Annotated in this window: 14 protein-coding genes; 8 read left to right on the top strand and 6 right to left on the bottom strand. The window is 68.8% G+C overall.

The features are described from left to right. Positions 1 to 3 precede the first annotated feature (3 nt). The 4 genes from ED92_RS23130 to ED92_RS23145 all read left to right on the top strand — a co-directional run bounded on the left by ED92_RS23130 (position 4) and on the right by ED92_RS23145 (position 7599). Positions 4 to 2754 (top strand): LuxR C-terminal-related transcriptional regulator, encoded by a 2751-nt coding sequence (locus ED92_RS23130; protein ID WP_052120814.1) that lies wholly within the window; start codon positions 4 to 6, stop codon positions 2752 to 2754. A 233-nt stretch (positions 2755 to 2987) separates the two neighbouring features. After that, the gene (locus ED92_RS23135) at positions 2988 to 4547 is read left to right on the top strand and encodes a S8 family peptidase (RefSeq protein ID WP_081975892.1); all 1560 of its coding nucleotides are present in this window, start codon (positions 2988 to 2990) and stop codon (positions 4545 to 4547) included. Positions 4548 to 4572: 25 nt separating this feature from the next. Next, positions 4573 to 6033 (top strand): trypsin-like serine protease, encoded by a 1461-nt coding sequence (locus tag ED92_RS23140; protein ID WP_037341958.1) that lies wholly within the window; start codon positions 4573 to 4575, stop codon positions 6031 to 6033. A gap of 27 nt (positions 6034 to 6060) precedes the next feature. Continuing rightward, a complete protein-coding gene (locus ED92_RS23145; RefSeq protein WP_037341962.1) occupies positions 6061 to 7599 on the top strand; it encodes a S8 family peptidase in 1539 nt (512 codons plus the stop codon). Positions 7600 to 7709: 110 nt separating this feature from the next. Here ED92_RS23145 and ED92_RS23150 read toward each other — a convergent pair whose 3' ends face one another. Next, positions 7710 to 8192 carry an ATP-binding protein gene (locus ED92_RS23150; protein ID WP_052120816.1) on the bottom strand — a complete coding sequence of 161 codons (483 nt, stop codon included), beginning with the start codon at positions 8190 to 8192 and terminating at the stop codon, positions 7710 to 7712. A 183-nt stretch (positions 8193 to 8375) separates the two neighbouring features. Continuing rightward, on the bottom strand, positions 8376 to 9722 hold the full coding sequence (locus ED92_RS23155) for a hypothetical protein (protein WP_037341963.1): 1347 nt from the start codon (positions 9720 to 9722) through the stop codon (positions 8376 to 8378). A gap of 125 nt (positions 9723 to 9847) precedes the next feature. Here ED92_RS23155 and ED92_RS23160 point away from each other — a divergent pair, with 125 nt between their 5' ends. Together ED92_RS23160 and ED92_RS23165 are read left to right on the top strand one after the other, a co-directional pair. Next, on the top strand, positions 9848 to 10195 hold the full coding sequence (locus ED92_RS23160; RefSeq protein WP_321167114.1) for a PadR family transcriptional regulator: 348 nt from the start codon (positions 9848 to 9850) through the stop codon (positions 10193 to 10195). Then, positions 10192 to 11199, top strand: coding sequence for a hypothetical protein (locus ED92_RS23165; RefSeq protein ID WP_152610989.1), 1008 nt, complete (start codon positions 10192 to 10194; stop codon positions 11197 to 11199). The genes ED92_RS23160 and ED92_RS23165 overlap by 4 nt, the downstream gene beginning before the upstream one ends. Positions 11200 to 11225: 26 nt before the next feature. On the opposite strand, the gene ED92_RS23170 is transcribed toward ED92_RS23165, so the two are convergent. From ED92_RS23170 to ED92_RS23180, 3 genes are read right to left on the bottom strand one after another with little or no spacing between them, the layout of a single operon-like run. Continuing rightward, positions 11226 to 11981 carry a hypothetical protein gene (locus ED92_RS23170; protein ID WP_037341969.1) on the bottom strand — a complete coding sequence of 252 codons (756 nt, stop codon included), beginning with the start codon at positions 11979 to 11981 and terminating at the stop codon, positions 11226 to 11228. Next, positions 11981 to 13189 carry a hypothetical protein gene (locus tag ED92_RS23175; RefSeq protein WP_152610990.1) on the bottom strand — a complete coding sequence of 403 codons (1209 nt, stop codon included), beginning with the start codon at positions 13187 to 13189 and terminating at the stop codon, positions 11981 to 11983. The genes ED92_RS23170 and ED92_RS23175 overlap by 1 nt, the downstream gene beginning before the upstream one ends. Positions 13190 to 13221: 32 nt before the next feature. After that, positions 13222 to 14454 carry an MFS transporter gene (locus ED92_RS23180; protein ID WP_235213350.1) on the bottom strand — a complete coding sequence of 411 codons (1233 nt, stop codon included), beginning with the start codon at positions 14452 to 14454 and terminating at the stop codon, positions 13222 to 13224. Positions 14455 to 14500: 46 nt separating this feature from the next. Between ED92_RS23180 and ED92_RS23185 the strand changes: the two genes are divergently transcribed. Together ED92_RS23185 and ED92_RS23190 are read left to right on the top strand one after the other, a co-directional pair. Beyond that, a complete protein-coding gene (locus tag ED92_RS23185) occupies positions 14501 to 14851 on the top strand; it encodes a metalloregulator ArsR/SmtB family transcription factor (RefSeq protein ID WP_037341973.1) in 351 nt (116 codons plus the stop codon). A gap of 97 nt (positions 14852 to 14948) precedes the next feature. Then, on the top strand, positions 14949 to 15983 hold the full coding sequence (locus ED92_RS23190; protein ID WP_037342575.1) for a helix-turn-helix domain-containing protein: 1035 nt from the start codon (positions 14949 to 14951) through the stop codon (positions 15981 to 15983). On the opposite strand, the gene ED92_RS23195 is transcribed toward ED92_RS23190, so the two are convergent. Then, on the bottom strand, positions 15946 to 19995 hold the full coding sequence (locus ED92_RS23195; RefSeq protein ID WP_235213351.1) for a S8 family peptidase: 4050 nt from the start codon (positions 19993 to 19995) through the stop codon (positions 15946 to 15948). The genes ED92_RS23190 and ED92_RS23195 overlap by 38 nt on opposite strands. Positions 19996 to 20140 lie beyond the last annotated feature (145 nt).

Below are 20140 nucleotides of genomic sequence, written 5' to 3' on the forward strand. Positions count from 1 at the left end.
GCGGTGGAGAAAGCGCTGGAGCAGGAGATCGCCAAGCCGTCGGCCTTCATCGTGGTCGAAGGTGAGCCCGGCTCCGGGCGGTCGAGCCTCCTCGATCGGGTCGCACGGTCCGAGGGCCGGAACCGGACGGTGATCGAGGCCCGCTGCGCGCGAGAGCGCGATCCCGTGCCGCTGGCGCCGGTACTCGACGCGCTGGGAACCGCGGCGGGCGAATGGACGGGGATGGCCGATCGTCTGTCGCCCCTCGCCGGGGTTCTTCACCCGCTGCTTCCGGAGCTGAGACCCGTATTGCCGGATCCGCTCGGGTCCGATCGTCACCTGGTGCACCGCGCGCTTCGTGAGCTGCTGACCTTGCCCGAACGCACGCTTCTGATCGTCGACGACGCGGACGAGGCGGACGAGGAAACCCAGGAGTTCCTCCGCTACCTGGCGTCCAGGCCGTCCGAACGGCTGGTCGTCCTGACGAGCTCCGCGATCCGGTTGCGGCAACGCGAAGCCCGCGACTCGTGGTGGCCTCCCCGCGCCGGAGTTACGGCTCGGTTCACCCTGAAGCCGCTTCAGGTCGAGGACATCGCGGCGATGGCCGGTTCGCTGGAACTCGCCGAGCGGGTCCATCGCCGGACCGACGGCGTTGCCGCCGCGGTCACGGCGGTCCTGGAATCGGTCGCCGGACTTGACGCGCGGGCCGCGGTGAAACTCTCGGAGAAGGTCGTCCCCGGTGCTTGGGCGGCGGAACTCGCCGCGAGGTACGCCGTGCTGGACGAAGGCGCCGCGGCGATCGTGTCCGCCGCGGTGATCCTCGGGCGACCGGCGTGCGCCAAGACCCTCGCGGCCGTGGCCGGCTCGGACTGGGCCGGAATCGTCGACGACCTGCTTCAGGCGATGGCCGGGGGATTCCTGCGGGACCAGGGCAACGATCGTTATGCGGTGCGCAGTCCCTTGATCGCCGACGCGGTCCATGCCGCCGTCCCGGGCCCTCGGCGGTACCGGCTGCACTCCAACGCCGCGCGGTTCCTCGCCGGCTCGGACGAACCACGACCGGAAAGGATCGCGTACCACCACCGGGAGGCGGGTGAGCTTGACGAGTGGGCCCGGCGGGTCGCGGAATCCGTGGACCTGGCGACCGCCGAAGGCCGGCCGGAGGACGCCGTGCGTCTGCTCGAGGCCGCACTCGGGGACGCGGCTCTTTCCCGTGCGAACAGGGAGGACTTCGCCGTCCGCCTCAGCAGGGAGACGGCGTACGGGCTGATCGGCGAATCCACTCTGCGACTGCTGCGCACGGCGGCGCGCGAGTGGCCGATGAGCAAGGCCGCCCGCGGCGAGATCCGGATCAACCTCGGTCGTGTCCTCATCAATCAGGCCGGGCAGGTCGACGCCGGCCGTTCGGAGATCGAGCTGGCCATCACGGATCTCGCCGATCGGCGCCCGCTTCTCGCTCGCGGCTTGATCACCTTGGCGCTTCCGCACGTCGGGGCGGTTCCGGTCGAGGAGAACATGCGCCGGCTGGACGAGGCGGTGCGGGCCAGCAAGGGCACCCGTGACGTCGAACTGATCGCCGCGGTGACCGCGAACAGGGTTTCCGGGCGGATGCAGATCGCCGATCCCGGAGCTTGGCAAGACGTCGGTACGCTGCCGGCCTCGCCGCGGTCGGCCGAGGTGCGCAGGCAGGTCAGCCGGACCTACATCAACCTCGCCGACGCGGCCGCGTGGAACGGGTACTACCCCGTGGCGAGAACTTATCTGGCCACGGCCCGGAGGCTGATCCAGGACGAGGAACAGCCCTACTTGGAGGCGCTCGCCGCCGGGACGGACCTTCGGCTCGATGTCGCGATGGGGATCTGGCCGGAAGTGGAGACCGGCGTCCGCGAGTTGCTGGAGCGTGTCGGTGAGGGCGGTTCGCTCGCGGCGGAACCCTTGCTCGCGCTGGGCTGGCACCGGCTGGGCAACGGACGTCGCAAGGAGGCCTCACGGAACTTCGACGCCGCCTTCACACTCGCGGCGGGGAACGTGCCGCAGCAGGCTTCGGCGTTCGCCGGGCGGGTGACCGTCCTCCTCGCGGCCAAAGAACTTCCCACCGCCGCGCGGCTCGCGGAGAGCGGGCTCGAGACCATTCGCCGGAAGAACAACTGGGTCTGGGCGGCCGAACTCCTGCCGTCCGCCGTACGGGTTCTCGTCGCCTTGGCACAACACGAAGCGGCGACGCGGCTGGTGGACGAGTATCAGGAAGGGATCGCCGAGCGCGACGCGCCGCTCGCCCACGCCGCCGCCCTCTTCTGCCGAGGTCTGCTCGCCCGAAAACGACCGGGCGACGCGGCCGAATCGTTCGGCCGGGCGTCCCTGGCCTATCAGGCGTTGCCAAGGCCTTATGCCGCCGCTGTCGCGAGCGAACTCGCGGGTGAGTGTCACGCCGAACTCGGTGACCACCGGAAACTGCTGGGAGCGCTGACCTCCGCCGAAACCATTTACCGTTCTCTGAAATCCGCCGCGGATGCCCAGCGGTGCCGGCGGCTTCTGGCGCGCCACGACCCGACCACTCCGTCGAGGGGGCGTCGTGGATACGGGCAGTCCTTGTCGCCGCGCGAACTCGAGGTCGCGCGGCTTGCCGCGCAAAGCCTCAGTAACCGTGAGATCGCGGAACGGCTCTTCCTTTCCGCGAGGACGGTCGAAGTCCACATCGGCCGGGCGCTGACCAAGCTGGATCTGCCGTCGCGTGCGGTGCTCACCGAGGATCTGCTGCGCGAGCAGCGGGCCTGACCGTCACGAAAGAATGCCGATATCGCATCGTCGGGTATTCGGCATTTCATGAGGTCCCTTATTCAATGACACCACGGCACTGATCATAAAAAGGTGCGCTTTTAATTGAGTATCCGGCCGGGTGTGGTACCTATTGTTCTTCGCCGATTGAGAACTCACTGTTGTCACAACGTGGTTGTGGCCACGTTCGCACTGTCTCCCCGGTGTCGATTCCCTGCTTTCAGGAGTATTCAATGCGCGAAAATCTCCGACCCCGATGGGTGTCAGCCATCGCGGGCCTGTCGCTCGCCGTCTGCGCTTCGATGTCGGCGCTGCCCGCGGTCGCCTCGCCGGTAGGGCCCGCCGTCCAGGCCTGGGTGCCGGACGTCATTCCGGGCTCCTACCTCGTCACTTTCAAGGCATCGACGGTGACCACCGCCGATGCTCGCGCACTGGCGTCGGAGTACGGCGGACAGGTCACGCGCACCTATGACGCCGCGCTGCGCGGTTTCGCGGGCCGGATGACCGAGGCGCAGGCCCGGCGGCTCGCGGCGGATCCTGCCGTCGCCTCGGTCGAGCCGGATTCCCTCGCGCGTGCCACGGACACCCAGAACGACCCCACCTGGGGCCTGGACCGGGTCGACCAGAAGGACCTGCCGCTCGACAAGAAGTACGACTACGCCAACAAAGGCGACGGTGCCACGGTCTACGTGCTCGACACCGGCACCGACTATCGCCAGTCGGAGTTCGGCGGCCGCGCGAGCAGTGGCTACGACTTCGTGGACAACGACAGCGACGCCTCGGACTGCCAAGGCCACGGCACACACGTCTCGGGAACCGTCGGCAGCACGACGTACGGGGTCGCGAAAGGTGTGAAGATCGTCGCCGTCCGCGTGCTCGGCTGCAACGGCAGCGCGCCGTGGTCGACGATCGTGTCCGGGATCGACTGGGTCACCAAGAACGCCCGGAAACCTGCGGTGCTCACGATGAGCATCGGCGGCGGGGCGACGTCCACAGTGGACCAGGCGGTGCAAGGAGCGGTCCGGGCGGGTATCACCGTCACGGTCGCCGCGGGCAACGAGGGCCAGGACGCCTGCAACGTCTCGCCTGCCCGCACGCCCGAGGCGATCACGGTCGCCGCGAGCGACATCCAGGACAAGCGATCGATCTTCAACTCCTCGCAGTCCTCGAACTACGGGTCCTGCACCGACTTGTTCGGTCCGGGCAGCAACATCACGTCGACCCGCAACGGCGGCGGGACACAGCAGATGAGCGGCACCTCGATGGCCACCCCGCATGTCGCGGGCGCGGCCGCGCTCTACCTCACCGCGAACCCGTCCGCCACCCCGGCGCAGGTCACCAAGGCGCTGCTCGACAACGCCACGCCCGGCAAGATCTCCGACGCCAAGGGCTCGCCGAACAAGCTGCTGTACACCGGTTTCCTCGGCGGAACCCCGAATCCGCCGTCCTGCGCGGGTGGTACGAGCGCCGACGACGTCGCGATCCCTGACGCAGGCGACGCCGTGACCAGCACGGTGACCATCGGCTCCTGCGACGCCAAGGGAACTTCCGGCACTTCGGTGGCAGTGGCGATCAAACACCCGTACTCGGCCGATCTGAAGATCGACCTCCTGACGCCCAGCGGCAAGGTCGTCAACCTCAAGCAGGCCGGCGGCGTGAGCACGATCGACCTCTCCAAGACCTACACCGTCGACACCTTGGGGGAAAGCCGCACCGGCGACTGGAAGTTGCGTGTCCAGGACGTCTACCGGTTCGACACCGGCGTGATCGACAACTTCGCCCTGACGTTCTGATTTCTCCCCTGTGAAAGGAACCACCGTGAAGAAGAAGAGAATCGTAGGCCTGTTGGCACTGGGTGTGGCGGCCCTGTCGATCCCCGTCCTGGGCGGAACCGCCGGCGCCGCTCCCCAGCCGACCGCGTCGGCGATCGCGCCCACCGGTGACGTCCGGATCCCCGACGGCGCCCACGCCCAGGGCATCGGCGGCGTACCCGCCTCGGTGAAGGACTACCCGTTCGCCATCGCGGCCTTGCGCGAAGGTGGCTCCCGGCCCAAGGGGCAGAGCTGCAGCGGTTCGGTCGTGGCACCGCGCAAGGTGATGGTCGCGGCACACTGCAAGGAACTGGCAGGCGAAAAGACGGTCCTTTATGGACTGGACGACCTGGTGAGCACGGGCGGCACCCAGCTCAAGGTCGTCGACTACCGACTCCACCCGAAGTTCACCCAGCCCTGGAACGGATACGACGTCGCGATCATCACCACCGACGCGGACATCCCGGTCCCCGCGGGCGGTTACGCGAAGGTCGCCACCTCGGCCGACACCGGCCTCGAAACGCCGGGCAAGGACGGTTTCAGCCTCGGATACGGCAAGAAGACCCAGAACGACAGCCCGCCCGATGTCACGCTGCAGAAGCTGACCCTGCCGATCGTCGACCCGAACCAGTGCACCGGGGTCGAGAACGGCGTCGACCCGAAGACGATGATCTGCGCCGGGTACTCCGACGGCCGCAAGACCGTGCTCCCCGGTGACAGCGGTGGTCCGTTCATCGTCAACGGCGTGGTCGTCGGCATCACGTCGTGGAGCCGCAGCGACTTCCGGTGGTACAGCGTCTACAGCCGCCTGAACAACGAGATGGGGGACTGGGTCAAGCAGCAGATCGGTGACGTGCCCAGCGGTGACAAGTTCACCCTCGCGGCGTCCCCTGGCGCGGTGAAGACCGACCCCGGCAAGTACGTTTCGACGTCGATCACGAGCAAGGAAGGCAAGAACGGCAGCGAGAACGTCGCGCTGAGCGCGTCCGGACTGCCCGACGGTGCCAAGGCGACCTTCCAGCCTTCGTCCATCATGTCCGGCGACACCGCGAAGCTCACGATCGAGACCGCGGCGGGAACGCCGGAGCGGGACTACACGATCACCGTGTCCGGCAAGGGAACGACCGACACCGCGACCACCACGCTGACGCTGACCGTCGGCAAGGGCGGCAGTGAGCCGGGCGACCTCAAGGTCACGGTCAACCCCGGCTCGGGGACCGCACGGGCGGGCCAGTTCGTGAACGCGACGGTCTCCGCGACCGGTGGCAGTGGCTCCATCACGCTGTCGGCGTCCGGCTCGGGGCTGCCGATCGCGCCGTTCTTCAACCCGCAAAGCATCTCCAGCGGCGGCAGCTCGACGATGCAGATCTTCGCGCCGTTCCAACCCGGTACCTACCCGATCACCGTGACGGCGAAGGACGGCGCCGGCAAGACGTCGACCGCCACCTACACGCTCACCGTCCAGTGATCGTTCTTCCCACGGAGGTGATGTTCCATGCGTAACCACCGGAAATTGCTGCTGACCTTGGGCGCGTTGACCCCCTTGCTGGCACTGGGCATCGGAAACGCCGTCGCGGCCGAGGCCGAAGGCGTTGTGGTCCAGGCGAAACAGCATTACGCCGACCAGTACATCGTCGTGCTGAAGGACGGCGTCGCGACCGCGCAAGCATCGGCGACCTCGTTGACCGGGCGTTTCGGCGGCGAGGTGCGGTCGACGTGGTCCGCGGCCCTGAACGGCTTCTCGGTGAAGAAGATGACCGAGCGGCAGGCGAGGCGGCTCGCGGCGGATCCGTCGGTCAAGGCCGTCTACCAGGACGGCACCGCCCGCGGCACCGACACGCAGACCAACCCCACGTGGGGCCTGGACCGCGTCGACCAGAAGTCCCTGCCGCTGGACAAGAAGTACACCTACAACAACAGCGGCGAGGGCGTCACCGCGTACGACCTCGACTCGGGCATCAACCCCGACAACCCCGAGTACGAAGGCCGGGCCAGTATCGGCAAGGACTTCATGGGAGGTGACGGCAAGGACTGCAACGGGCACGGCAGTCACACCGCGGGCACCATCGCGAGCAAGACCTACGGTGTCGCCAAGAAGGTCAAGATCGTCGGGCTCCGGGTGCTCGGATGCAACAACACCGGTCCGGATTCGGGCATCATCGACGCCGTCGACTGGGTGACCGCGAACGCGCGGAAACCGGCCGTGGCGAACATGAGCCTCACGATGGACGCGCCCGGCGTGGGTGACGACGCGCTCAAGAAGTCGATCGCGTCCGGTGTCGTCTACGGCGTCGCGTCCGGCAACGCGTCGACCGACGCCTGCAACACCAGCCCCGCCCGGGTTCCCGAAGCCATCACGGTGAACGCCACGGACTCCGGCGACAATCGTTCGTCGTTCTCGAACTACGGTTCGTGCACGGACATCTTCGCCCCGGGCAGCAACATCACGTCGCTGAGCCCGAACAGCGGGAGTTCGGCGGTGATGAGCGGGACGTCCATGGCGACGCCGCACGTCGTCGGCGCGGCCGCGCTCTACCTGGCGGCCAACCCGTCCGCGACGCCGAAGCAGGTCCGGGACGCGCTGGTGAACAACGCGTCCGACGGGGTGGTCAAGAACCCCGGCAGCGGCTCGCTGAACAAGCTGCTGAACGTGTCGTTCATCGGTGGCGGAGGCCCGGAGCCGAAGTGCGGCGCCAAGTCGAACACCACCCCGGTGGCGATCCCGGACGCCGGTGCCGCGGTGACGAGCTCGGTGACCCAGGAAGGATGTGATGGCAAGGCGTCCTCGTCACTGCCGGTCAAGGTGGACATCAGCCACACCTACTCGGCCGACCTGACGGTGAGTCTCATCGGGCCCAGCGGCGCCACCTACCGGTTGAAGAAGGCGGGAGGGGTGGGCAGCCCCGCCGGTGTGCACGAGACCTACACGGTCGACGCCGCCACCGAGAACGCCAACGGCACCTGGAAGCTGAGCGTCCAGGACGTCTTCAAGTTCGACACCGGTTCGATCGACGGATTCACCATCACTTTCTGACCAGGTGGGGTGAGAGAGGTGGGGCCGGTCGCGATGACCGGCCCCACCTCGAGGGTTGGAACGACCATTGCCACTCACGACCTTCGGGCAGGCCAGGCCTCGGTGACGAGTCAGGTCTCGTAGTACGTCTGCACTGGAACCAAGGCCCACACCACTTTCCCCGCTTGTTCGGGTCGAACACCCCATTCGAGCGAAAGGTGACCGACAAGGCGGAGACCATGGGTGTCCCGGCAGCTTTCCGGCCCCAGATCCCCGGCATCGGCCTGATCATCGGTGACTTCGACCAGGATTCCCCGGGACTGTCTGGTGACTCGCAGTTCGCCGGGGTTGGTGGCGTGCACATAGGCGTTGGCCACCAGCTCGTCCACGACGAGCAGGAGCCCGCCCATGGGTTCTTGCTCGCTGCGACCGAAATTCAGGCGATCGGCCACCGTTGAGCGCACGCGGCGGAGCTCGGGACGTTGCGACAGGTCCAGCCTGAATTCCGCGGTCCAGGCGATCCGCTGGGTCAGCCGCTCGAGCTCGACGTCGATGTTCACCGAGAACAGCCGGTCGGGATCCTCGTCGTCGGCAAATCCTCGCGCCCCGTCCATCCCGCTCCTCAGTCGACTTCGTCGATCGAATTTCGAGGCTGCGGACGGCGTGGATGGGTCAGGGCGGCGAAATCACTCGATCGGTCGATCCCTGCGCCTCGCCGGCACGCCGCGCTTCCCGGTAGTCCGGATCGCCCATCGTCCCCGGATCGCCGCGGATTCCGAGGTGGACGCCGCCGGGTCCTAGGTGCGCGCGAGTACCCGGTAGGGGCGCACGACCGCTTCGACGAACGCCGTGACCTGTTCGTCGACGTGCGCCTTTTCCTCGGCGTCGTTCTCGACGAGGAACAGGCGGTTGGCGATGTTCTTCTGTGCCTTCAGCAGTGCGAAGTCGTCCCTGCTGTACAGGGTGTCCGCGGCGTTGCTGGGCAGCCGATGCTCGTCGGACACTTCGAGACTGATCGACTGGCCCGTCACCGAGATCTTCGGTGGCTCGCCTCGTCTGGCCAGCCGGGCGGAGCGCTTGGTGTCGGAGGCGCGGACGTGGATGATCTGCGACGCCGCCAGGACCTTGTCGCCGAACACCTGGAGCGCTCCGATCGTGTCGGCCCTGGCGAACTCGACGATCGTGATCGGGTTGCTCCGGCGGTTTTCCCAGACCCGGTGGCCGAGCGTGTGCAGGGCGGGCCGGAGATCGTCCTCGCGCTCCACTTGGAACGCACCACCCTGCTGGGCGCTGAAGCCCGTACCGCGACCGTCGCCGAGGAGCATCAAGGCGTGGAGGAATTCCTCGAACGCGTAGACGTAGTCGTTCAGCTCGTCGACCTGCATCCGCCACCGCCGAAGCTCTTCGGCGAGGGCACGCCGGACCAGTGACTTGCCGGCACCCGGCAGGCCGGTGACGAAGACGACCGGCGCGCGGTGGCGGAACGCCAGATGCCGCAGGATCGCGTCCTCCGCCTTGGCGGGCAGCTGGTACGCCGCGCGCTGCTCCCGGATCCGGTCCGCGAGGCCGGAGTCGGGCCCGGCCAGGAGTTGCCCGGCCAGGAACGATTCGATGGGTTCGGATTCGCTCCACGTCTCGTCGAAGTGGCTGCGGAACACCTTGGCGGCGGAGATTTCGTCCAGCCGTTCGGGCCGGTCCTTCCCGCCGTTGCGGCGGTTGAGCACCGTGTGGTGTTCCGAACCGGAGAACAGGTGGTACGACAGGTGATCCGCGGTCAGCGCGCGGGACACGCGAACCTCGATGCCCGCTGCGAGCAGCTCTGCCCCGGCGGTCAGGGAGGCGGGCTCGGTCCGGGTGATCACCCGGACGCCGCGCCGGCCGTTGATCTGCGTCCACGACTCCTGGATCTCGACGAGCACCGGGGAGCCTTGCGCCGGCAGCAGATTCGGGACCAGTGCGTCGAGCCGGTCGACGTTGTCGTTCTTGGAGATGACGAGCATCTCCGCCAGGTAGTTCCGCCGGGTCATCCGCTGGGACAGCCCGGTCGGCAGGCGGGTACGCCGCCACAGGAACCTGACGGTCGCCACGATGAGGGCGACGGACACACCGCTGGTCACGGGAACGAGGAGCTGACTCCAGTTCATCGGGTCACCTGTCCGCGATGTTGTCGGAACGCCTAAGCCAAAGTTTAGGCGTACCGAACTTTCATTTCAAGTACGACGGATCCTCGCAGGTGGCACAATATATCGGCTAGCGATATATTGTGCCCATGGCTGGTCGAACGATGACGGAGCAGGCGTTCTTCGTGCTCACCGCGCTGGTGGACACCCCGCGGCATGGGTACGGGATCGTCGGCGAGGTGAGCGGTCTTTCGGACGGCCGGGTGAAGCTGAAGGTCGGCACGTTGTACGGCGTGCTGGATCGGCTGGTCGCGGACGGTTTGGTCGAGCCGGATCGGGAGGAGGTCGCCAACGGGCGGCTCCGCCGGTACTACCGGCTGACCGAGGACGGCCGCACGGCGCTCGCGGCCGAGGTCCAACGGCAGGCTTCGAACGCCCGCGCCGCCTCGGAACGGCTGCGCGCGTGGCGGCCGGCGGACACCGGGGGCCTGGCGTGAACCGCCTGGAGGAGCGGTACCGGCGGGTGCTGCGGCTGCTCCCCGCCTCCTATCGTCAGGCGTGGGAGGAGGACATGGTCGCCACCTTCCTGCTCAGCGAGCTGCCGGAGGACGACGAGGAAGCGGAGTTCGCCGCCGATCATGGGAGGCCGAGCTGGCCGGAAGTGGCGAGTGTCGTGGCGCTGGCGGTCCGGCTGCGGCTGGGCGGTGACGGCGCGGCGCCCCGCTACCTCGTCTGGGGCGAGACGGTCCGGCGGCTGGCGCTGGTGGGGTTGCTCGTGCAGGCGGTGGCCGCGCTCGCCGGTATCGGGGCGTGGCTGTGGTCTCCCGGGATGACGAACGTGGTCGCCCCCGGCCAGGCGGCCGAGGTGCAGGCTCTTCTCGGCTTGCTGTGGGTGGCGGCCTATCTGTGCCTGGTGACGGGCCGGTGGCGCGTGGCGCGGCTGTTGGCGGCGCTGGCGCTGGTCCGAGCCGTGGTCTTCTTCGGCGTGGATCTCGCGGCCGTCGAGGGCGCGTTCGGGCTGTCCTGGACCATCGGGCTCCTGCTGGACGCGCTGCCGGTGCTGGCTCTGGTGGCGTTCCATCGGCAGGCCCCGCCGGTGAAAACGCGGCCGTGGCTCGTCGCGCTGGCGGTCGGCGTCGCCCTCCTGACGGTCGCGCTGCTGCTCACCTATGTCACTGTTCCGGTGCTCGTGGACTGGCCGAGCGTGGTCTGCGCGGCCGTCTTCGCCGCCGCGGTCGTCTACTTGAGTGTGCCTCGCCTGGGGTGGCGACGTGCCACGGTGTCCTGGTCGACGGCGCTGGCCTCGCTCGCGCTCGCCGCCCTCGTGCAGCGTGTCGTGACGTTGATGGACTACCTCCGGTTCGCCGCTCGCACCGAGGAACTGGACGTCATGATCACGATGGGCGCCGGGCAGGCCGTGGCGGTTCTGGCGATATCGGTGCCGCTCGCGGTGCTCGCCGTCAAGTCCGTGCGCGCGCTGCCGCCGGTCGCGGCCCGGTGATGCGGACGAAAGGCTGACGCCCCCGCCTACTTCCGTCGGCGTGGCCGTAGGAAGGTCTTCGGCGTGGTCCTCGGGAAACAGGTATACGTGCCACCGTGCGCCAGGTAGTGGTCGACGATCAGTCCGCCCGGTTCGGCCGGTGCGATGACGTTGTCGGGCACGTACCGCCCGCCGAGATCGGCGCCGGACCGGTACCGGCCGTGTGTCAAGAGCCGGAGCAGGATCGCCGGTGCCTCTTGGCAAAGGGCGTAGGGGGCCGCGTTGACGGACAACGGTTTCCGTCCGCGTTCGTAACCCTGGAGCAGATGAGTGAGGCGACGGGACAGCCCTTCGACCTCGGCTCTCAGCCAGACTCGCGCCTCGGCGCTGTCATCTCCTTGCAGAGTCCGCGTCAGCAGCTCCGCGGCGACTTCGAGCCCGCGGCCCTGGCTGAGCGCGATCAGGACGTGCTCGAGCCGAGCGGCCGCGTGGATGGGCAGTGAGGCCTCGACGGCGAGCTTGCGCGCGAGCACCACACCCAGTACGACGCTCAGGCCGCCGCGGCCGGACGCCGTCTCGACCTGCTCGACGGGAATCGCCACCAGGCACGTCTCGACCTGGTTCCGGCGTTCGGCGAGCCCGGTGACGACGCAAGTGTGCTGCACGTCGGCGGCGAGGGACCCGGCCAAGCCGGTCACCCGGCGGAGGGTTTCGGGATTCCATTGACCGTGGTCGCCGGCGACCAGTTCGAACTGGGTGCCGCCGGCGAAGCCGAACACGACCGGATTCACGAACACCGGCATCACTCACCTTCGCCGGTGACGAGGGATCTGGCGACACGGTCACGGAGATCTTGGATACTCCAACCACGTTTCGAGCTGCCGATGATGAACTGGAACGGGACTCCCGCGGTCTGGCAGTCCTTGCGCATGGCGCGGATGACCTCGCCGAAGGTCTGTTCCGCGTCCACCCTGACGGTTTCGCTGTTCGAGTCCCACGGGTCATGGCTGGAGAGAAGATCGAATTTCGTCAGGAACAGAACGACCAAGCGTGGTCTCAGACGCTTGTCCCGCGCGCCCAGGATGGCTCGGGGGAAGTTGGCGTACCCTCGTTGCTCGACGACGAATTGATGATCGTAAGCGACATCGGTCGCCGTGTTCTGGCGACGTGCCGAAATCACGAACACGATCACTCGTCGATTCCGGCGGCGTGATCTCCTGATGGAGTTGAGCATGCTCGCCGGATCCGATCCGGCGCCGTCGATGACGCACGGATCCATCGTGAACTCCCCGTACCGCACAGGCCGCAGGCTGGTGGACGTCGTGATGGCGGTGGTCGGCTTCGCGTCCGCCTTCGGGGCCATGTTGTCCCGCCATGCGGTCCAGAGGTCGGTCTTGCCGGCGCCGGGAAGGCCGGTCAGGAGCACATCGACCCGCCAGCGGTGCCGCCATCGATCGATTCCCTTGGCGAGCCAAGGAACGCTTACGATCGCGAGCAGGAGACCGAGGAGCGCGAGCCAGTTCTGACCGAGCCAGGAGACGAATCGGCTCCAGTCACTGACGCCGGCCGGGTTCGGGGCCGGGGGTGGTGCCGCGGCCGTGCTCCAGATGCCCGCCTTGTCCTTCTTGCCTTTGGCTTCAGCGGCTTTCTCCGCTTCCACCGGGGTGGCCGAAGTCAATTTGGCGCAGCCGAGCTCCAGGAGGTCGACACGAATGCTCGCGGTATCGGGGGTACCCCTGAACTGCCATTTCCGGGCGCAAGCGATATCCACGTCCAGTCCGCCGACATCGATGATCTCGTCCTTGCTCGACTCGACGCGTACCACCCGGAGCTTGGTCGGGTCGTCGAGAGCGTCGAATTGCACGTACGGCGGACGTGAAAGTTTCGACGGCGTCGGAGGCGCGGACGTCTCGGATGCGACGGCCGTCGACCGGTCAAGAGAACCCGAGAGGGAAAACAACAGCATGAGCAATACGGCGCATGCCGTACTCCTGTGCCCGGTGGCTTCCATCAACCGATGAGTCGAACGGCTCGGAGAGGTCGTTACGGATTTCGAAATCCCGCTTTCGCGTGCAGGCGGGGATGGTCTTCGTCGTTTCGTGGCCACGCGCGGACGGCCGTGACGAAGCCGATGACGCCGAGTGCGCCGAGGACGAGCCAGGTGACGGTGAATCCGGCGTCGGTGGCGAGCCGTCCGGCGATCGGGTAGGCGAGGAGCCAGCAGGCGTGGGAAAGGGAGAACCGGGCGGCGAAGATCGCGGGCCGGTCGGCGGGACGGCTGGATCTGCGCAGGACCCGGCCGACGGGGGTGAGGACGAGTCCGGTGCCGAGGCCGATGACGGCCCATACGACCGGCGCCGCGGCTCCGGACTCCACTGTGGACAGTGCGATGGCGCCGGTCAGTCCGGCGAGCAGGGTTCCGCCGCCGGTGAGCATGACGGTGCGGTCGCCGATCCCGTCGAGCACGCGGGGGAGCAGGAGCGCGGCCAGGATGGTGCCGGCGCCGTTGGCCGCCAGGAGCAGGGCGACGTCGGACTGTGTTCCGCCGAGGGAGTCTCGGACGTAGTTCACGGTATTGACCATGACCACGGAGCCGGCCGCCGCGACCACCAGGTCGAGGCCGAGGGTGCCCCGCAGGCGCGGGGTCGCGACGTACATCTTGATCCCGGCCATGGTGCGCTCCCAGGCCCCGCCGCGGTCGCCACGCGCCGCGTCCGGGATCCGGGTGCTCAGCACCAGCGCGGCGGAGGCCGCGAAACCGAGCGAAGTACCGGTGAACAGCCAGTGGAAGGACACGAGACTGAGCACGGCGGCGGCCAGGAGCGGGCTGAGGAGGCTCTCCATCGTCGAGGCCAGCTGGGACAGCGACAGTGCCTTCGTGTAGTCGCGTTCGCCGGGAAGGAGGTCGGGGAGTACGGCCTGGAACGCCGGGGTGAACGAGGCCGACGCCGACTGGAGGACCACGATCAGGACGTAGATCTGCCAGATCTGGTCGACGAAGGGCAGGACGAGCACCACCAGCGCGCGGACCGTGTCCAGGGTGACGAGGAGGAAACGGCGCGGCACCCGGTCGGCGTAGGCGACGGAGAGCGGAGCCACCGTGACGTAGGTGATCATCTTGATGGCCAGCGCGGTGCCCAGGACGGCGCCCGCGTCGGACCCCGCCAAGTCGTAGGCCAGCAGCCCGAGCGCTACGGTCGTCAATCCAGTGCCGAACAGCGCGACCAGTTGCGCCCCGAACAGATGCCGATAGTCACGATGACCGAACAGCGACACGTTTCGCGGCTCCTCTCGTGCGGCCTCCTTTCCATGATAGGTGCTCATGTACGCACATGACGAATCAGGCGACCAGTGGTCCCAGCTGCCGCCGGACGACCAGGTCGAAGCCGCGTCCACGGCGTTGCGGATGCTCGCGGATCCCACCCGGATGCGGATGCTGTGGCTGATCAGCGGCGAGGAGTACGACGTCGCGTCACTGGCGGCCGCGGTGGACATCGCGCGTCCGGCGGTGTCCCAGCATCTGGCCAAGCTCAAGCTGGCCGGATTGGTCACCCAGCGCAGGGACGGCCGCCGGATCCTCTACCGGGCGCGCGGCGGGCACGTCCGGCGTTTGCTGGCCGAGGTCATGAACGCGGCCGATCACCATCTCCACGGGATCCCCGACCACGACTGACCACAGTGGACGGTCCGGACGCGACGCGGTCCTTTTGCCCGCCGGATTCCAGCGGTATGGTCGGACGAAGGCGACCGCGGCTGTGGCGGGAGACGATTTGCTGGACATCATCGGTCTGAACGAAACCGACGTCGAGGTCTACGATGCCTTCGCCGGCACCGGTTCGCTGACCGTCGCCGAAATCCGGCAACGCACCGGGCTGCCGCGGCAACGGCTGCTCCGCGTGCTGGGCGCGCTGACGGAAAAAGGTTTACTCGTCAGGCTTCCCGGCCGCGCGGAGGCGTATTCGGCGGTGCGGCCGGAGATCGCGCTGGAGGCGATGCTCCGGCTGAAGGAACAGGAACTGGCGAGCGCGCGGCTTGTCGCCGACCGGTTGCGCGAGCGGTACCGCGCGACGTCCGGCGAACGCCCGGTCGATCTCATCGAGGTGATCCACGGCGACGCGCTGATCGCCGAAAGGGCGGATCAGCTGTTGCGCTCGGCCGAGCGGGAGGTCGCCTTCGTCGACAAACCGCCTTACGCGCAAACACCGAGCGTCCTGCATCCCGCCGAACGTGATCTCCTCGGCCGGGGGGTGCGCTTTCGCGGGGTTTACGAGCGCAGCGCGCTGGAAATGCACGACCTGTCCTCCGATCTGGAGGCGGGTCTCGCCCTCGGCGAGGAGGCCCGCGTGGTCACCAGCGCCCCGCTCAAGATGATCGTGGTCGACCAGCGCGTCGGACTGGTGCCACTGCGGTCCGATCTCCCCGAGGTCGGCGCGGCCTTGGTGATCCACCCGTGCGCGTTGCTCGACGCGCTCGGCGCGGTCTTCGCTTTCCTTTGGCAGAGCGGGCTTCCGCTACGCCTGCCCGGTTCGGCCGAACTGGCGGACGTCGCCCCTTCCGACGACGCCCGCCTGCTCGCCTTGCTGACCACCGGCCTGCCGGACCGGAGCATCGCCAAACAACTCGGCATGAGCTACCGGACGTTCCAGCGACGGCTCCGCGACCTCATGACCGCGCTCGGCGCGACCACCCGGTTCCAGGCCGGGCTTCAGGTCGCCACGCGGGGCTGGGTCACCTTGCCGTCGACCCAACCCCCGATCGAGGACGACGTCAGCGAGCGCGCGGGTTCGCCTTCGCCACGTCCGTGAGCGCGTAGGCCCGCTGGACCGTCTGCGTCACGGTGTTGCCCGAGCTGTCCCGTGCTTCCGAGCGCAGCCAGACGAACCCGTCCGTCGCCGCGAGTGGCGGGTGGGCCACCGTCACCGACCACAGCCCGTTCGCGCCCGGCCGGACGGTCGCCGCCGCCCACGTGCGCCCGCCGTCCGTCGACGCCGACACCTGCAGCCGCGTCACCGGTCCGCCGCCCCGCGCGCCGCTGTGCGAGCCGGCGGACACGTCGAAGGTGAACGGGCGCCCGGCCGGGGCGCGGCCGCCGAGATCCAGCGGCAACCGGTGGTCCAGCTGGATGAGCGGCTGGAAGGAACACGACTTGCCCGCGTTGTGGCAGGAGAAGCCGAGCGGTGCCGGAGCGTCCGACCGCGCCGAGGCGAACGTCCACGACGTGTCCGTCCTCGGGGCGTGCTGGAACAGCGCCCCGCTCGGGATGCCGACCTGAGCCGGGCCGGGCATCACGTCGGTCACGTCCAGCCGGTAGGTGGCGGGGGCCGGTGCGAGCCGGAACTCCGGGATGAGCGCGAGCGGATCGTCCGCATTGGACCGCGGGATCTCGGTCCCGTCCCGGAACAACCGCGCCGTGGTCGCCGCGAAGTACCGCGCGTTCTCGTAGGGATTCGCGTAATGCCCACCCGAACCCGCCCCGGTCGTGCCGTCCATCCACTGCAGGCCGGGGACGAACAGATCGGGATCCGTGCCGCCACGGCACATCGAGCACAGCACCGCCCAGCCGGAGGCCGTCGCCGGATACCGGGCCGGATGATCGGCGGGCAGTTCCACCGAGCCGCTGTGCAGTGGTGCGCGGAACCAGAACTCGTCCGGTCTCGACCGCTCGCCCGCGCGGTAGACGTTCTGCGCGTTCATGCTCAGCGCGGCGCGACGCCCCGCGGTGTCGTTGCCGGACAGGGTGACGACCCGTTTCCAGACCAGCCGATCGTCCGCCGGGCCGGTGTATTCGGTCCAGGAGCCGGGAACCGGGATCTTCGTGCCCTGCACCGCCTGCGTCTTCCACAGGCCGGTCGGGAAGGCGTACCAGTTCTTCTGTCCGGTCAGTCCCGGTTTTTCGGCCTGGTAACCGGTTTTCGTGGCGACCAAGGTCTTCCGGTCGACCCGCCGGACGAGCTCCTTCGGCACGCCGTTGGCGTCGAGGTAGCTGAGGTTGTACATCGCGTCCGGAGCCGCGCGCACCAGCAAGCGCACCGAAACGGCACCGGCGGTCCGCAGCTTTTCGCCTTCGTCCCAGCCGAGGGACAAGGTCGGCACCACCGCGCTGCTGAGGCCCGGAACGCTCAGCGAACCCGGCGAACCGGCGTAGGGGATCAACGCCGCTCCGCCCGCGGCGGACACCGCGCGTGCCGCGTTCGCGATGCCCGCGGAGACCGCGCTCACCGGGTCCGGTGCCCCGGGCGGGACCGGAATCCTTACCAGGACGGCCTTTCCGCGGACGTCGAGACCGGTGAGATCACCCGCGCCGCCGAACACGACCGGCAGCGTTCGCTCACCGGGTGACTTCGTCGTCAACGTCGGCACGTCGTACGCCGGGTTCAGCACGGCCGAACCGCCATCGGCGATCCGCATCTCGACCGCGGTCTGGGACAGTGTCGCGCTGTCCTGCAACGAAATCGCGCCCGCCGAGGTGGCGGCCGCTGGGGTCACGCGCACCTCCCAACCCGCGCCCGAGGCCAGCCCGGCTTCGCCGACGTAACCGTTCACACCCGCTCCGCCGGGGATCACGCGCCGCAGCATCACCGTGCGGTCGCGCAGATCGGTGGGAGTGGGCATGATCAGCCCCGCCGGGACGGCGCTCGCCGCGTTCAGCGCGATCTCCGCCGGGCCCGTGACGGCGACCTGCGTCGTGCTCATCGCCGACCAGCGGCGCACCGTCAGCCCGCGCTCCATCGCCCAGCCGAGCGCCGAATAGCGTCCGGCGGGCACGAGCACCCGGCCGACCCCGTCGACCAGGCCGATCTGCTGGCTGACCTGGTCGAGGAACGGGTCGTTGCGGTTACCCGCACCGGCCGCGTCGTCGATCAGCTGAGCCGACGCGGACTGGGCGGGCCCGCCCGCCGAGTCCCGGACCCGGATCGTCACCGGGAACAGTTCGGCCGCGTTGTAGGTGCTCACGGGCGTCCGCACCGCGTTGGTCCCGTCCGCGGTCGTGGCCACCACGGCACCGCCGTAGACGCCCGCCGTTCCTTCGTTCGGGTTCACGGCGAGGTCGACGGTGGCACTCGACTTCGGCGGGATCGACAGATCCGTCTTCGCCAGGCGCATCCCGGTGCCCGGCGCGGCGCCGCCGTCCCAAGGTCGCACGGTCAGCTTCAGGTTCAGGTTCAGCGGCTGGTCCCCGGTGTTGGTGTAGGACAACTGCCGGACGACCTGTGCCGAGGCGTTGGTCGTCCGCTCGTTACGGCCGAAGCTCGCGACCGCGGTGCCGGTCGCCTTCTGCGACACGGCCCGCGCGACGTCGAGGAGTCCGGCGCCTTGCTCGAACCAGCGAAGGCCGACGTCCTTGGCCGTGGTGACGAGGGTGTTCTTCAGCGCCTGCCCGGTCAATTCCGGTCGCTGCTGCAGCAGGATCGCCGCGGCGCCCGCCACGTGCGGAGTCGCCATCGAGGTGCCGGACGCGGCGGTGTAGGAGGCGTCCACCGGCTCGCCCAGCGCCGTGTCCGCGGCCCTGGCGGCGACGATCCCGACACCCGGCGCGGTGATCTCCGGCTTGACCGAGGCGTCCCGCAACCGCGGGCCGCGGCTGCTGAACCACGCGATCTTGTCCTCCCGGTCGACCGCCCCGACGGTGAGCGCGGACGTCGCCGCACCCGGCGTCGTGACAGTCCGGTCGCCCGGTCCGGAGTTCCCGGCCGCGACCACGAACAGCGTGCCGGACTTCGCCGAAAGCGAGTCGATCTGCTCGCTCATCGGGTCGGCCCCGTCGCTGACGCCGGCGCCGAGGCTGAGGTTCACGATCTTCGCGCCCTGCGCGACGGCCCAGTCGACCCCGGCCATCACCTGTGCGGTGTCACCCTCGCCGGAGGCGTCGAAAACCTTGGCCACCACCAGATTCGCGTCCGGCGCCACGCCTTTGTACCGGCCGCCCGAGGCCGCGCCGGTACCGGCGACGATCGACGCGACGTGCGTGCCGTGGCCGTGGCGGTCCACGACGTCGCCTTCCCCGCTGAAGTCCGCGGAGGCGACCGTCTTGCCCGCCAGGTCGGGATGGTTCTCGTCGATCCCGGTGTCCACCACCGCGACCGTGGTCCCCTTCCCGGTCCACCCGCCGCTCCACGCCGACGGCGCACCGACCCGCGCGGTGCTCTTGTCCAGTGTCACCCGGACCTTCCTGTCCAGCCGGACTTGCGCGATCCCTTGGTTCAACACGGGTTTCCCGCCCGGATCGAATCCGACGAGGGAACGCCAGAATTCGCCCGTCCCCGCCTTCTTGACCTGAACCCCCACTCCGTTGGCCGTGACCAGCGGGGTGAGCCGCTGGGTCTGCGGAAGCGCCTTCGCCTTCGCGTCCAGAGTCCGGGCGGACAGCCCCGGCCGGTCGCCGTAACGCACGATGACAGGAATCGTGGTGCTCGCCGCGTCGTCACGCCGGTCGCCGACGAGCGTGGTGACGTTGAACAGCTCCGGGCTCAGCAATCCCTTGCCGACGAACGGAAGCGCGTCCGACGGATACACCATCAGCCCTTCGGCCGTAGTGGTGATCTGGAACGCCGGGCTCGGCCGGTCCGGCCGCACCGCCGGTTCGACCTGTGCGGTGCCGTGCCCGGCTCCGTCTCGTTCGTAGGTCACCACGTCGCCGGTGAGCAACGTGACGCGATGGACGTCCGGCCGCCCGGTGACGGGAGCGGGGCCGGATACGGCGGCGGTCGCGGTGGTCGCGATCACCGGCAGGGGGATGAGGGCGACCAGTGCGGAGGCCGCCAGGATCGCCACCGGGTGCCAGGGGTGTCTCGTCAGGTGAGGGGAACGGGGGAACATCGAGCCTCACTCTCCTCGGATAGTGAGAAGCGGCCGTGGGCACGGCCGCCGCGAAGATGGAGTTTCCCGAGGATGAGGCAGGAGTTCCCGGATGAACACAATTATCGTTGGCGGTATGTCGCCGTTGGCGAGATACCGCCAGGGA

It is taken from the genome of Amycolatopsis sp. MJM2582 (assembly GCF_000754115.1).
Classification (GTDB): Bacteria; Actinomycetota; Actinomycetes; order Mycobacteriales; family Pseudonocardiaceae; genus Amycolatopsis; species Amycolatopsis japonica.